A 12,334-nucleotide genomic window follows, 5' to 3' on the forward strand; every position below is an offset into this window, starting at 1 on the left:
ATCGTTGATGTCCACAGCAGTCGAATCCCTTCGACACAGTACGCCGGCCAAAGAGCGGTCCCGCAGGGGCGCGGTCCTGGTCGGCGTACTCGCCCTTTTTCTCATAGCAGTCCTGGGATCCCTGTTCATCGGCTCAAAACCCGTCAATCCGGTCTCCGCACTTGACGCTCTCCTGGATCCCAGCTCGGGATCCCCGGAATCCGTCATCATGTCCGGTCGTCTCAGCCGGACAGTCATCGGAGTCGTGATCGGAGCCGTCCTCGCGACCGCCGGCGCCGCGATGCAGGGCGTCACCCGCAACCCACTGGGCGATCCGGCGATTCTCGGTATCAATTCCGGGGCTACATGCTTCGTCGTTCTCGGAATCGCCCTCGTGGGTGCTTCGGGTGCCGCGGCCTATGCGGTGTGGGCGCTGGTCGGTGCCGCTTTTGCGGCAGTACTGGTGTATGCCATCGCAAGCATAGGTCGGGAAGGGGCGACGCCGATCAAGCTGGCCCTGGTGGGTGCGGCCTTCAGTGCGGGCGCGTTGTCGGTGACGAACGCCTTGATTCTGCAAGGACAGGAAACCCTGGACGAATTCCGGCACTGGCAGATCGGCTCCCTCTCCCGGGCGACCTACGGCGATCTACTGACGGTTCTGCCCTTGATCGCGCTCGGGCTCGTGCTGACCGTGGGCCTTGCATCCTCGATCAATAACTTTGCTTTGGGCGACGACATGGCGAAGTCCTTGGGCGAGAAAGTCGCCCTCAAAAGATTCGTCATCTTCGTGGGAATCACTGCCTTGTGCGGAAGTGCGGTTGCCCTCGCCGGGCCCATCGCGTTCCTCGGTCTGATGATTCCGCATGCTCTGCGTGCGGTGATCGGCCCCGATTACCGGTGGATCATGCCCTTGAGCTTATTCGCAGGTCCCGTCGTCCTCCTGTGGGCCGACGTCGTCGGGCGAGTCCTCCTGCCGCCCACGGAAATCGAAGTCGGCGTGACCATGGCGATCGTCGGGGTCCCGATATTCATCTACCTCATCCGTTCACGGAAGGCGGTCAACCTATGAGCGTTACCGTCAAAGACCGGACCGAGAAGAAGCCAGAAGGCACCCTGGCCTACGATGTGGCTGCGATGCGACGCCGCAGAGCCGCGCGACCTGTCGTGGCCGTCGTCGCTCTCGCCGTGGCCCTGCTGGGTGCCATCGCGGTCCGGGTCCTCCTCGGTACCTATACGGTCACAATTCCTGACTTCTTCTCGATTCTTTCCGGCAAGACCATTCCGGGTGCGGCCGGTGCAAAGTTCATCGTTCTGCAAGACAAGCTTCCCCATGCGATTCTGGGGGCCTTCGCGGGGCTCGCCTTCGGCTCCGCCGGAGCAATCTTCCAACTGCTCCTCCGCAACCCTCTGGCCAGCCCGGACATTATCGGCGTGAATTCTTCCGCGAGTCTCGGGGCCATAGTCGCGGTTTCCTTGTTCGGCGCGGCCGGAACCGGGATGGCCGTAGGCGGTCTGATCGGCGCCGTGGTGTGCGTGGTCGTAATCTTCAGCCTGTCCATCGGGCGTGAAGGGATGGTCGGCAACCGTTTCATCCTGATCGGCCTCGGCATATCAGTCCTCGCGGTGGCTCTGGCCAATTACCTGCTGTCTCGCGTGAACATCTACAAAGCTGCAGATGCCGCAATCTGGCTGACCGGCTCGCTCGGGTCCGCTAATTGGCAGCGAATCTCGATGCTTGGCGTCGTCCTGGTGATCGTCCTGCCCCTGATCGCAATTTTCTCCAAGAACCTTCACTCTCTGGAGGTGGGAGACGAACTGGCTTCGGGGCTCGGTGTTCCCGTGACCGTGACCCGGTGGCTCTACGTGGCTCTGGCCGTTGCGTTGGTGGCCTTCGCGGTCGCCATGACGGGGCCGATCACTTTCGTCGCATTCGTCTCCGGGCCGATTGCCCGCAAATGCGTGGGCGGTAGACACTCCGTGACTGCTTCCGCGCTCATCGGCGCGACCATCGTTGTCCTGGCCGACTTCGTCGCCGCAAATCTGATTCCGGGCGGTCGGCTCCCCGTCGGCGTCGTGACCGGCATCGTGGGTGCGCCCATTCTGCTGTGGCTGGTCGCCGCAGCCCAGAAAGAGAGGTCCTGATCCTTATGACCAAAGTCCGAACTTCTTCCTCATCCCAACAGCTGCGTCTGTGCGCAGAATCGCTGACTCTCAATTACGGTGGCCGCAACATCGTTGAGAACCTGGACTTCCAGGTCCCTGCCGGTCAGGTCACCGCGATCATTGGACCCAACGGATGCGGCAAGTCCACGCTGTTGCGCGGGTTCTCTCGTTTGCTCAAGCCTGCCGGCGGTCGAGTTCACCTCGACTCCAAAGACCTGTCCAAGTACGGTTCGCGAGACTTCGCACGCCGCGTGGGGCTGCTCCCGCAGCATCCGGTGGCGCCGGACGGAATCACGGTCGCCGACCTTGTGTCCCGAGGAAGATATCCCTATCAGGGCATGTTTTCCAAAGCATCCCGAGAGGACGACGCCGCAGTCGCGTGGGCGTTGGAAGCGACGCATACCGATCAGCTCGCCGAGATTCCCGTCGCGGAGCTCTCGGGCGGGCAACGTCAACGCGTGTGGATTGCGATGGCTCTGGCCCAGGAAACCGATGTCCTCCTCCTCGACGAGCCGACCACGTACCTCGACCTCGCTCACCAGGTGGACCTGGTCGACCTCGTCGTGGACCTCAATCGCGCGAGGGGAACCACGATGGTTCTGGTCCTTCACGAGCTGAACTTGGCAGCGCGTTGTGCAGACCACCTTGTGGCCATGAAGAACGGCGAGATCAAGATGTCGGGTCGGCCGGCTGAGGTCTTGACTCGAGAAAATTTGGCCGATGTCTTCGGCCTCGATGCAGTCGTTAGCCCGGATGAGGGTGGGTCACCCGTCGTCGTACCGACCCCCAGAAAGGAACTGGTATGAGCAACATCCCCATGGAACTCTTCGAAGCCGAGGTCACGGGGACGGAACGCCTGAGCCGTGACTTCGTACGAATCCGGCTCGCATCCGAACAGCTGACCAGGTTGGCTGCCCCGGCGGGAGACGGGAGCGGTCAGGTCCTCGATTCCTATCTGAAGCTCTTCATTCCGCATCCTGAGCTCTCGGGCCCCGTGCGCTTGGATCTCAACGACACCTGGCGGAAGGACTGGTTCGCCGCGGATCCCAAGGAACGCGGCGGTTGGATCCGTACCTACACCCTTCGGGATTCCCGGACCTGGACATCTCCTGCTGGAAGCCAGGGAGTCGAAATCGATGTCGATTTCGTCCTGCATCCTGCGGAGGGAAAATCCGAAGACAGTGACCAGCCGTCCGAGATGGGGCCCGGCGCGACCTGGGCTTCCCGGGCGAAGGTCGGCGACAGTTTGAGCTTTATCGGCCCGTCCCGTGAAGGGCAGCTCTGGTCGATGTGGAAGCCCGAGCAGGCCGATACGGTCATCGTTTGCGCCGACGAAACTGCTGTTCCCGCCGCTATGTCGGTCCTGCGCACCTTGCCGCAGGGGGCTCATGCCCGATTCCTGTTGGAGGTCCCCGAGGGCAACGCTGAACTGGACCGCCATGCACAGCCGTTGATCGAGGAAGCCCGTCGGCACGGCGACGTCGAACTCCACTGGCTCGAACGCCGAGAAGGCATGGTCCGAGGCAAACTCACACTTCAGGCATTGCGCGAGGCGCTGGGCATCGAACCGCACGAGGATGACGCGGACAGCCCTCTCGGGGTCAAAGTTGCCGCGGATGAAATCGTGTGGAAGACCACTGAGGACCCGGGCAGCACGTACGTTTACCTGGCGGGTGAGGCCTCCGTGGTTCGTGCAGCGCGCCGAGTGTGTGTTAACGAAGCCAATATCGAGAAGTCGAGCATTTCCTTTATGGGCTACTGGAAAGCAGGCCACGCGGAGTCCTAGGTCCATGCCCGGCTTTTTTGCCCGGGCGTGTTGCGGTGCGCTGTGGGCGGGCATAACGTCGTGGGTGTGGGTGCTTCGCATGGGGGAGAATTGCCTGTGATCCATGGAAGCACACGTTGGTTTGGAGAGTTATGTCCACAGTCGCCGATGCGGAATCGGAAGATCGCGCAGAGCGGGAGCCCATCCGATTTGTGGCCCTCGGGGATTCCTTCACGGAAGGAGTGGGGGACGACGACCCCACGCGCCCGAATGGAGTCCGCGGGTGGGCCGACCGTGTTGCGGAGCAGCTGACGCTCCGTTTCCCTCGGACGACGTACGCGAATTTGGCGATTCGCGGCCGAACCATGGGGCCGATTCTTGATGAGCAGATCGAGGCGGCATTGGCTCTGGAGCCGACGCTCGTAAGCATTTACGGCGGCGGAAACGACATTCTGCGGCCCAACGTGGACGTGGACGAGCTGATGGTCGGCTATGAGGATGCGATCTCGCGTCTGCGGTCGAGCGGGGCTCACGTTCTGACCTTTACCGGATTCGATGCGAAGAATTTCTACGGTGTCTTCAAGGGAACCCGGGGTCGCGCGGCGATCTACAACGAACTCCTGCGGGAAATCGTTGATCGTCACGGAGTGATCTTGGTCGATTTCTGGCGCATGAGCAAAGAATTCTCGGATGCTCGCTACTGGGCACCGGACCGTTTGCATATGAATACCCGGGGCCACCGAAAGCTTGCGGGCAAGGTCCTTGAAGCGCTGGACGTGACCCCGGCGGTGGATCTCGGTTTGGAGCCTCTGCCGCAAATGCGTCGTGTTTCACGCGTGCAAACGACCCGTGCCAATGTCGATTGGGTGCGCGAATTCGCGTTGCCGTGGGTCGGGCGTAGACTGAGAGGGACCTCATCAGGCGATTTACTGTCACCGAAATACCCCGAGCTTCAAAGTATGACGGTGACGGAGCCTAGGGTTGATGAGGCGGCCGAATCCGGTGATTAAGACCATGTTCTGCCCTGGGCAGGTTGCGCTTGGTACGGCTATTCCATAGTATTTAACGCTGTCGTAGTGGTGAGTCCACCTCTCGGCACCGAAGAAAGCTTCACCGTTATCCCGCGGCGGGGGCAGGACCTGAAAATCTCACGCAGGCGCCTGTTCCACACTCTGGCCCGGCGAATAACCCGGTGCTCTAAGTAGGTGACGGAGCGCTCGGAAGGCCCGCATTCGTGTAGGCAACAACTGCGCACCGTCATTTTGTCAACATTTGGAGGAGAAACTATGGCAGCCGTCTGCCAGGTGACCGGAGCTGTTCCCGGCTTTGGACACAGCATTTCGCACTCGCACCGCCGCACCAAGCGCCGGTTCGATCCGAACATTCAGAAGAAGCGCTACTGGGTCCCGTCCCTTCGCCGCAATGTCACGCTGAACGTGTCCGCCAAGGGCATCAAGGTTATTGACAGCCGCGGTATCGACGCGGTCGTAGCCGACATCCTTGCACGCGGGGAGAAGATTTAAGCATGGCATCGAATACCAAGGACGTTCGTCCGATCATCAAGCTGAAGTCCACTGCCGGCACCGGTTACACCTACGTAACCCGCAAGAACCGCCGCAATAACCCGGACCGCCTGGTCATGAAGAAGTACGACCCGGTTGTCCGCAAGCACGTTGATTTCCGAGAGGAGCGCTAAGAGCAATGGCCAAGAAGTCCAAGATCGCTCGTAACGAGCAGCGCAAGGTCATCGTTGAGCGCTACGCGGAGAAGCGTGCTGCCCTCAAGAAGACCCTTGTAGATGAGAACGCATCCCCGGAGGAGCGCGAAGAGGCCCGGTTGGGCTTGCAGAAGCTTCCCCGCAATGCTTCTCCCATCCGTATCCGTAACCGCGACCAGATCGACGGTCGTCCGCGCGGTACCTTCCAGAAGTTTGGGATTTCCCGTGTTCGCTTCCGCCAAATGGCGCACCGAGGCGAATTGCCGGGAATTACCAAGTCAAGCTGGTAATTTTTCGGTTGTAGGCCGGTATAGTCGGCTTGAGCCAAGAAAATTCAAGTCTCAGGAGGGACACAGATATGGCTAAGAACCGTAGCGAACTCGTTTCAGAGGTTGCCGAGAAGTCGGGCATGAGTCAGGCCGCCGTCAATGGCGTTCTGGATGCTGTCTTCCAGGTTTTCGAATCCTCGGTTTCCAAGGGCGAGAAGATCACCATCCCCGGCTGGTTGTCGGTGGAGCGCACCGATCGTGCAGCACGCACCGGTCGTAACCCGCAGACCGGCGAGGCCATCAAGATCCCCGCTGGTCATGGCGTCAAGTTGAGCGCTGGTTCCAAGCTCAAAGCAGCTGTTGCCAAGAAGTAGTCATCCGACTGCAGACGCTTGAAAGCCCCGCGTTCCTCTTCAGGAACGCGGGGCTTTCTTTGTGCCCAGTGGACGCCGTGTGATCCTACGTACTAGGGGATCGCCCAGGGCGAAACCATTGGTAGACTGAGTGCGTCTTTCAGGCTGATCGCTGTCATGTCGAGGAACTCAGGGGGTGGACCGTCGTGACTCTCCGTGCCACGCCGACCCGTTTGTCCCGCCTCGTTCGTGGCTGGAGTTTGGCGAGTATCGCGACCTTCGCCGGCGTCATTTCCCACGTCCTGGCCATGGGGCATGTCCCACCGCCGGCCCTCGTGGCCGTTTGCTGGGCACTGTCCGGGCTTGTCTGCGTGCTGGTTTCCGGCATCAGATGGTCGGTTTTCTCAACCGCTTTGAGCGTTATTTGCTCCCAGGGGATTCTTCACTGGCTCTTCGCACAGACAGGCCATGGTGTCGTCATGACGCAGGCCAACGGCGAGCCCATGGTTGGTCATGCCGCCCATATGTCCCACGGAAGCGGTTCTCTGACCGCGTCCGTCAGCGGGCAATCAACTGACCTTTCGATCGGCATGGTCATGATGCACCTTGCGGCAGCATTGCTGACTTACCTCGCTATTCGCCGCGGGGACGCCGCTTTGGCCGCGCTGTCGTTGGCCGTTCGGATCGGGCTTGAGCGAGTTTCTCCCCTCCTGCCCAAACCCGTCGCGGTAGTTCCTGCGTTCCGCCCGTTGCCAGTGGCCGGTATGGTTCGGGTTCTGGTGAACAAGGCCTATCCCGGCCCCGTCGCGCTCCGGGGGCCTCCCGTACCTTTCGTCTCCGCATAAATCCAATGACTCCGGGTCAGTCGCCTGGGCCTTCGCCCATGCCACACCCGGAGAATTCAGCGACGAAAGAGAGTACAGGCATGGCCCTGACAATGACAAGAACTAAAAACCTTGAAAACTCGACGATGCGACGTCGCATCGCAGCCGTGCCAGCGACAATTGCGCTGGTGATCGTGGCACTTTTCATGAGCGGTACGGCGGCTCAAGCGCACGACCAACTCGTGCAGACGGATCCGGCTCAGGACGACAAAGTCAGCGCTGCCCCTGACCACGTCACATTGACCTTCTCCGGAAACATCACCAAAGTTCACAACGGCAACAAGGTCATCGTGACGGACTCCGAGGGCAATACCGTGAGCACCGGTGATGCAACCGTCGAGGGCAAAGAAGTGACCCAGAAGGTCTCCTCGGATGCCAAGGACGAAACCTACAAAGTAGCTTGGCGGGTTGTTTCCGAAGACGGCCACCCGATCGAAGGGGCTTTCAACTTCACCGTGGGCCAGGGCGGTTCAGGGGACCAGGCATCGGCAACCAATGAAGCCTCAGCCGCTCCGAGCGATGATTCCTCTTCCGCCGGTGCGAATGACTCGGACGAGAAGGAGCAGGGTTCAGGTCTGCCCGTATGGGTGAGCGCCGTCATCGGTGCTGTCATCGCTCTAGCGGTTCTGGCCGTCGTTGTGCTGCTCATCGCGCGGGTTCGCGCCAAGAAGAACGACGAAAGGCGCTGACGGTGGTGACTAACATGAAAAAAACTCGTTTTGTTCTTGTCCCCGCCGCCCTCGCTGTGAGTACTCTTCTTGCGTTGACCGGTTGCGGTGGGTCCCAGGAAGCAAGTCATGACAGCTCTTCCAAGGCCTCGGCTTCCTCCGGAGCGAATTCCTCGGACTCAGGCCTTGCCGTCAAGGACCCGTGGGCCAAAGCGGCAGATTCGGGCATGACTGCAGTATTCGGAACGCTGACCAACACATCGGATCACGAGGTCAAAGTGACCCAGGCGGAAACTCAGGCCTCTGACATGGCGCAGTTGCACGAGACAGTGACCGACAGCAAAACCGGCGCTTCGTCAATGCAAGAGAAAAAGGACGGATTCACGATCAAACCTGGTGAATCGCTTGACCTCAAGCCGGGCGGAAACCACATTATGCTGATGGACTTGAAGTGCTCGATGTTGGCCGGTGACAGCCTCAAGGTCACACTGAAGACCTCGGACGACAAGTCCCTTGTTGTCGACGCGCCGATCCGGGACTACTCGGGGGCCAAGGAGAACTACGATCCGTCCGAAGAATCCGGTTCGTCTTCGGAACAGACCTCCGATCACGACATGAGCGATCATTCTGGTCACGACATGAACGATCACTCCGGTCACGACATGTCGTCCATGAGCCCGAGCTCGAGCAAGCTTCCCAGCTGCTCGTCGTAAGGGAGCGACCCCATGTCCGACAAACAGGAAACTCCGGCGCCACGGCGTTCGCTGTGGAGCCGTAGACATCTGCTCGTCGGAGGGGCCACTGCCTCCGTAGGTGCCGCCGCGGGAGCGAGCGTCGAGCTCGCTCGCCGCGGCGGCCACCGCGGCTCGTCGACGCCTTCGGGCGAAGACAATGGGGGAAATCCCCAAGCCGTGAATGGGGGCACATCGCTCGCTTCGTCAACAGTTGGTTTCTACGGAAAGCGGCAGGCCGGAGTCGCGACTCCGGCGCCGGCCTATGGTCACTTCATCGGGCTTCGTTTACGCCCGGGCGTGGCTTCGGCCGACGTTCGCCGTATGCTTCGCATCGTGAGCGACGACGCTGCGTCGCTGACATCCGGGAAAGGCCCGATCAATGATCAGGAACCCGAGCTCGCTGAAATAGCCGCCAATCTCACTATCACCATTGGTTTCGGGCAGAAGATCTTTGACCTGGTCGATCCGAAGTCCAAACCGTCTTGGCTCAAACCTCTTCCGGCTTTTGAACAGATCGATCGACTCGGCGACGAGTACGGCGAGTCCGATCTCCTGCTGCAAATCTGTTGCGATGACAAAATGACATTGGCCCACGCACAGCGCATGCTCCTCAAGGACACGCGCAGTTTCGGCAGCGTGCACTGGATACAGGAGGGTTTTCGTAACGCAGCGGGCTCTTTGAAAAAAGGGACGACAATGCGGAACCTGTTCGGCCAGGTCGATGGAACGATCAATCCGAGTACGGACGACTCCAGCATGGACGACATCGTCTACGGAAAGGCTGACGGGCTCGAACCCTGGGCCGAAGGGGGAACCTCGTTGGTCATTCGCCGTATCCACATGAACTTGGATACGTGGGATGAGGTGGACAACCCTGGGCGCGAGGACTCCGTCGGACGCAAACTGTCCAACGGTGCCCCACTGACCGGGCAGAAAGAAACGGACCCGGCTGACCTTTCCGCTAAGACGCCGGTCGGTTTTCCGGTGATCGCTGATTACGCTCATATCAGAAGGGCGACCGCTCAAACCCCGGTCGAACGTATTCTGAGACGGCCGTACAATTATGATTTACCGGTCTCGAACGCGTCTGGCCTAGCGAAAGCCGGCTCCAGCGAAGGCGGAGTGAGCCGTACTGGGCTCATCTTCGCCTCGTACCAGGCCGATCCGGTCAAACAATTCGTACCCATTCAAAAACGTCTGGCCGAGTTGGACATGCTCAATACCTGGACCGTCCCCATTGGGTCCGCGGTCTTCGCGATTCCTCCGGGATGCGAAGAGGGCGGTTTCATCGGGGACTTCCTGTTCCGTACGTAGGTCCGGCTCTGCGCGACCTCGGTCGGCCTCGGCCGAGGTCGCGCAAACACCCACACACCACTTTCGATCCGAGGATTTGATGACGAGCAGCAAGCCGAAGGCCGCCGGTAAGACCACCGCGCCACGGCGAGAGATACCGCAAGGAATCGCGCGCGGACTGCACAGACCGTGGTTGCTCGTGGTCCCGGGTACGACCCTCGTATTCCTCGTCGTTTCGCTCATCCTGTCGGGCACCGCGGCCGGGACGGATCTCAACGATCCCGGACCGTTCGTCCGCTGGGCTCTGCCGGTGGCCGAAGCGATTCACAATGTCGCGATGGCGGCGACCATGGGTTCATTGCTGTTCACGGTCTTCTTCATCCCCCGCTACGCTGTCGACGCGACTCGACGCGGACGCCGAGGCGCCCGGGTCAAGCGCGCCGCCGATGCGGATGACGCCAGCGTCGAGGCCCTGGCCAATGCGTCTGCAGACGAGGCCGAAGAGCTCAAGCAGGCCGAGGACAACAGCAACGCCGAGTATCCGCCCTTCACCTCGGCTCTGAACTTCGGCGCGGTCGCCGCGATGACGTGGACTATCGCGGCAGTCGCCGTGCTCGTCCTGTCCTATGCCGATGTTTCGGGAAGTTCCGTCGGCAGCGATAAAGCATTTACGACGCAGTTGCTCAGCTACATGCAGAGCATCGCAGGTGGACAGGAGCAAACGACGATCGTCGTCGTTGCGGCGGTCGTGACGACCTTGATCTTCGCCGTGCGCCAGCTGCTGGGCCTCTTGTTGACTTTCGGTGTGTCCATGATCGCTCTGGTGGCGCTTGCCCTGAGCGGGCACTCCTCGGGCGGTGATGACCATATGGGCGCGGTCAATTCCCTGGGGCTCCACCTATTGGGTGTGAGCCTCTGGTTTGGTGGCCTCGTGGTGCTTGCGTATTTGTCCCGTCAGCTCTCCGGACCCGACGCCGGGACGGGCACCGTGCCCGAGAAGACCCGCGGGTCGCTCAGCGCAAACGCTCGACGGGTGCCGATCGCGGTCGCGGTCCTTCGCCGTTATTCGGCTGTCGCGCTGGTCGGCTTCGTCATGGTCCTGGTCTCAGGCATCATCAACGCCGATATCCGCATTTTCGGTCTGTCGGATCTCGGTACCACCTATGGTGCCTTGATCGTGACCAAGGCAAGTTTGACCATTCTTCTGGGTATTGCCGGCGCAGCTCACCGGATGTATCTCATCCCGCGCATCGAATCCGGTGCCGTCAGCGCATTCCGGGGCATTTGGCAGGTCATTCTGGCGGAGCTGATCATTATGGGCACTGTCTCCGGTGTGGCAGTGACCCTTTCCCGAACGGCTCCGCCGGTTCCCGAAGAGCTGAAGCCGGATGCCTCGCCGGCCCGCATTATCACGTGGTACGAGATGCCGCCGGAGCCGACGACGGCTTCGTGGTTCACGACCTGGCGCTGGGACTGGCTGTGGGTAGCTATTGCAGTTCTTGCTCTCTGGTTCTATATTTGGGCGTTCTTCAAGGTCCGGGCCAGAGGCGGGACCTGGAACCCCTTGCGGTTGTTCTCGTGGTTCTTGGGGCTCGCTTTCCTGACATTCGCGACCTCGGGGTCCTTGACCGTATACGCGCGTGTCCTCTTCTCGGCGCACATGGTCGAGCACATGCTCTTGACCATGATCATTCCAATTTTCTTGGTCTTGGGGGCACCAGTAACGTTATTGCTCCGAGCCTTGGAGCCGCGACAGGACGGTACTCGGGGTCCCCGTGAGTGGATATTGCGATTCACGCATTCCACCTGGGCAAAGATCGTCACGAACCCGATCGTCGCCGGAGTCAACTTCGCAGGGTCGATCGTGATCTTCTATTTCACCCCGCTGTTCGGCGTAGCGCTGCGTTTCCACGTGGGGCACGAGTTCATGATGGTCCATTTCCTCTTGACCGGTTACATGTTCTTGCTGGTCCTGATCGGCATCGACCCCATTCCTCGACGACCTCAATACGCGCTCCGCCTGGTCGTTCTCATCGCGACCCTGGGTTACCACGCATTCGTCGGAATTGCCCTGATGAGCTCCAACGCCCTTTTGCAGGCCTCCTGGTTTGGAAATCTCGGACGTCCATGGGGGCTGTCGGCCATCGCTGACCAGAAATTGGGCGGATCCATCATGTGGGGAATGGGAGAGATCCCGACCATGTTGATTGCGGTCGTCGTCGGCGTGCAATGGTCTATTGCCGACGGACGCCTGGCGAAGAGGCTCGACCGCCAGGCGGATCGCGATGGCGACGCCGAGTTGGAGGCGTACAACGAGATGTTCGAAAAGCTCAACGAAGGCATCGAATCGCGCCCGGGGGAGCGGCGGTAACTGCCTTCCACCATGGCGGCGTACATCACCGGAATATGACGCCCATCCACCGTCGCATGACGTTGCTACGAAACAGGGAACATCCGCGCCTTACGGCTTGTTACCCTTCTGCAAGCACCCACGAACAGTCCAGAACGA

At 60.7% G+C, this 12,334-nt stretch carries 14 protein-coding genes; all 14 read left to right on the forward strand.

The features are described 5' to 3' along the window. Positions 1–7 precede the first annotated feature (7 nt). Positions 8–1,048: a FecCD family ABC transporter permease gene (locus EWR20_RS03105; RefSeq protein ID WP_129358889.1), complete on the forward strand. Its 1,041-nt coding sequence runs from the start codon at positions 8–10 to the stop codon at positions 1,046–1,048. Further along, on the forward strand, positions 1,045–2,121 hold the full coding sequence (locus EWR20_RS03110; RefSeq protein ID WP_238147535.1) for a FecCD family ABC transporter permease: 1,077 nt from the start codon (positions 1,045–1,047) through the stop codon (positions 2,119–2,121). Before EWR20_RS03105 ends, EWR20_RS03110 begins: the two co-directional genes overlap by 4 nt. Before the next feature lie 5 nt (positions 2,122–2,126). Beyond that, positions 2,127–2,948 (forward strand): ABC transporter ATP-binding protein, encoded by an 822-nt coding sequence (locus EWR20_RS03115; RefSeq protein WP_129358891.1) that lies wholly within the window; start codon positions 2,127–2,129, stop codon positions 2,946–2,948. Further along, positions 2,945–3,928 carry a siderophore-interacting protein gene (locus EWR20_RS03120; protein ID WP_129358893.1) on the forward strand — a complete coding sequence of 328 codons (984 nt, stop codon included), beginning with the start codon at positions 2,945–2,947 and terminating at the stop codon, positions 3,926–3,928. The genes EWR20_RS03115 and EWR20_RS03120 overlap by 4 nt, the downstream gene beginning before the upstream one ends. A gap of 131 nt (positions 3,929–4,059) precedes the next feature. Continuing rightward, positions 4,060–4,917: an SGNH/GDSL hydrolase family protein gene (locus EWR20_RS03125; RefSeq protein WP_129358895.1), complete on the forward strand. Its 858-nt coding sequence runs from the start codon at positions 4,060–4,062 to the stop codon at positions 4,915–4,917. 276 nt (positions 4,918–5,193) lie between these two features. Continuing rightward, positions 5,194–5,430 carry a 50S ribosomal protein L28 gene (gene rpmB, locus EWR20_RS03130; protein ID WP_129314578.1) on the forward strand — a complete coding sequence of 79 codons (237 nt, stop codon included), beginning with the start codon at positions 5,194–5,196 and terminating at the stop codon, positions 5,428–5,430. Between the two features lie 2 nt (positions 5,431–5,432). Further along, positions 5,433–5,603 (forward strand): 50S ribosomal protein L33, encoded by a 171-nt coding sequence (gene rpmG / locus EWR20_RS03135; protein WP_030015328.1) that lies wholly within the window; start codon positions 5,433–5,435, stop codon positions 5,601–5,603. 5 nt (positions 5,604–5,608) lie between these two features. Next, positions 5,609–5,914, forward strand: coding sequence for a 30S ribosomal protein S14 (rpsN, locus tag EWR20_RS03140; protein WP_129358897.1), 306 nt, complete (start codon positions 5,609–5,611; stop codon positions 5,912–5,914). A 68-nt stretch (positions 5,915–5,982) separates the two neighbouring features. Next, a complete protein-coding gene (locus tag EWR20_RS03145; protein ID WP_129314580.1) occupies positions 5,983–6,267 on the forward strand; it encodes an HU family DNA-binding protein in 285 nt (94 codons plus the stop codon). A 185-nt stretch (positions 6,268–6,452) separates the two neighbouring features. Next, on the forward strand, positions 6,453–7,091 hold the full coding sequence (locus tag EWR20_RS03150) for a hypothetical protein (protein ID WP_129358899.1): 639 nt from the start codon (positions 6,453–6,455) through the stop codon (positions 7,089–7,091). Positions 7,092–7,171: 80 nt separating this feature from the next. After that, a complete protein-coding gene (locus EWR20_RS03155) occupies positions 7,172–7,819 on the forward strand; it encodes a copper resistance CopC family protein (RefSeq protein WP_165000939.1) in 648 nt (215 codons plus the stop codon). Positions 7,820–7,833: 14 nt separating this feature from the next. After that, positions 7,834–8,511, forward strand: coding sequence for a copper chaperone PCu(A)C (locus EWR20_RS03160; protein WP_129358903.1), 678 nt, complete (start codon positions 7,834–7,836; stop codon positions 8,509–8,511). 12 nt (positions 8,512–8,523) lie between these two features. After that, the gene (locus EWR20_RS03165) at positions 8,524–9,846 is read left to right on the forward strand and encodes a Dyp-type peroxidase (RefSeq protein WP_129358905.1); all 1,323 of its coding nucleotides are present in this window, start codon (positions 8,524–8,526) and stop codon (positions 9,844–9,846) included. Positions 9,847–9,925: 79 nt separating this feature from the next. Next, the gene (locus tag EWR20_RS03170; protein ID WP_129358907.1) at positions 9,926–12,196 is read left to right on the forward strand and encodes a cytochrome c oxidase assembly protein; all 2,271 of its coding nucleotides are present in this window, start codon (positions 9,926–9,928) and stop codon (positions 12,194–12,196) included. Positions 12,197–12,334 lie beyond the last annotated feature (138 nt).

This window comes from Rothia uropygioeca, from assembly GCF_004136585.1.
In the GTDB taxonomy this organism is placed as follows: domain Bacteria; phylum Actinomycetota; class Actinomycetes; order Actinomycetales; family Micrococcaceae; genus Rothia.

Excerpts from the sequence above, each read along its gene's own strand:
- EWR20_RS03105 (WP_129358889.1), top strand. The coding sequence starts at position 8 with ATGTCCACAGCAGTCGAATCCCTTCGACACAGTACGCCGGCCAAAGAG.
- EWR20_RS03110 (WP_238147535.1), top strand. The coding sequence starts at position 1,045 with ATGAGCGTTACCGTCAAAGACCGGACCGAGAAGAAGCCAGAAGGCACC.
- EWR20_RS03115 (WP_129358891.1), top strand. The coding sequence starts at position 2,127 with ATGACCAAAGTCCGAACTTCTTCCTCATCCCAACAGCTGCGTCTGTGC.
- EWR20_RS03120 (WP_129358893.1), top strand. The coding sequence starts at position 2,945 with ATGAGCAACATCCCCATGGAACTCTTCGAAGCCGAGGTCACGGGGACG.
- EWR20_RS03125 (WP_129358895.1), top strand. The coding sequence starts at position 4,060 with ATGTCCACAGTCGCCGATGCGGAATCGGAAGATCGCGCAGAGCGGGAG.
- rpmB (WP_129314578.1), top strand. The coding sequence starts at position 5,194 with ATGGCAGCCGTCTGCCAGGTGACCGGAGCTGTTCCCGGCTTTGGACAC.
- rpmG (WP_030015328.1), top strand. The coding sequence starts at position 5,433 with ATGGCATCGAATACCAAGGACGTTCGTCCGATCATCAAGCTGAAGTCC.
- rpsN (WP_129358897.1), top strand. The coding sequence starts at position 5,609 with ATGGCCAAGAAGTCCAAGATCGCTCGTAACGAGCAGCGCAAGGTCATC.
- EWR20_RS03145 (WP_129314580.1), top strand. The coding sequence starts at position 5,983 with ATGGCTAAGAACCGTAGCGAACTCGTTTCAGAGGTTGCCGAGAAGTCG.
- EWR20_RS03155 (WP_165000939.1), top strand. The coding sequence starts at position 7,172 with ATGGCCCTGACAATGACAAGAACTAAAAACCTTGAAAACTCGACGATG.
- EWR20_RS03160 (WP_129358903.1), top strand. The coding sequence starts at position 7,834 with ATGAAAAAAACTCGTTTTGTTCTTGTCCCCGCCGCCCTCGCTGTGAGT.
- EWR20_RS03165 (WP_129358905.1), top strand. The coding sequence starts at position 8,524 with ATGTCCGACAAACAGGAAACTCCGGCGCCACGGCGTTCGCTGTGGAGC.
- EWR20_RS03170 (WP_129358907.1), top strand. The coding sequence starts at position 9,926 with ATGACGAGCAGCAAGCCGAAGGCCGCCGGTAAGACCACCGCGCCACGG.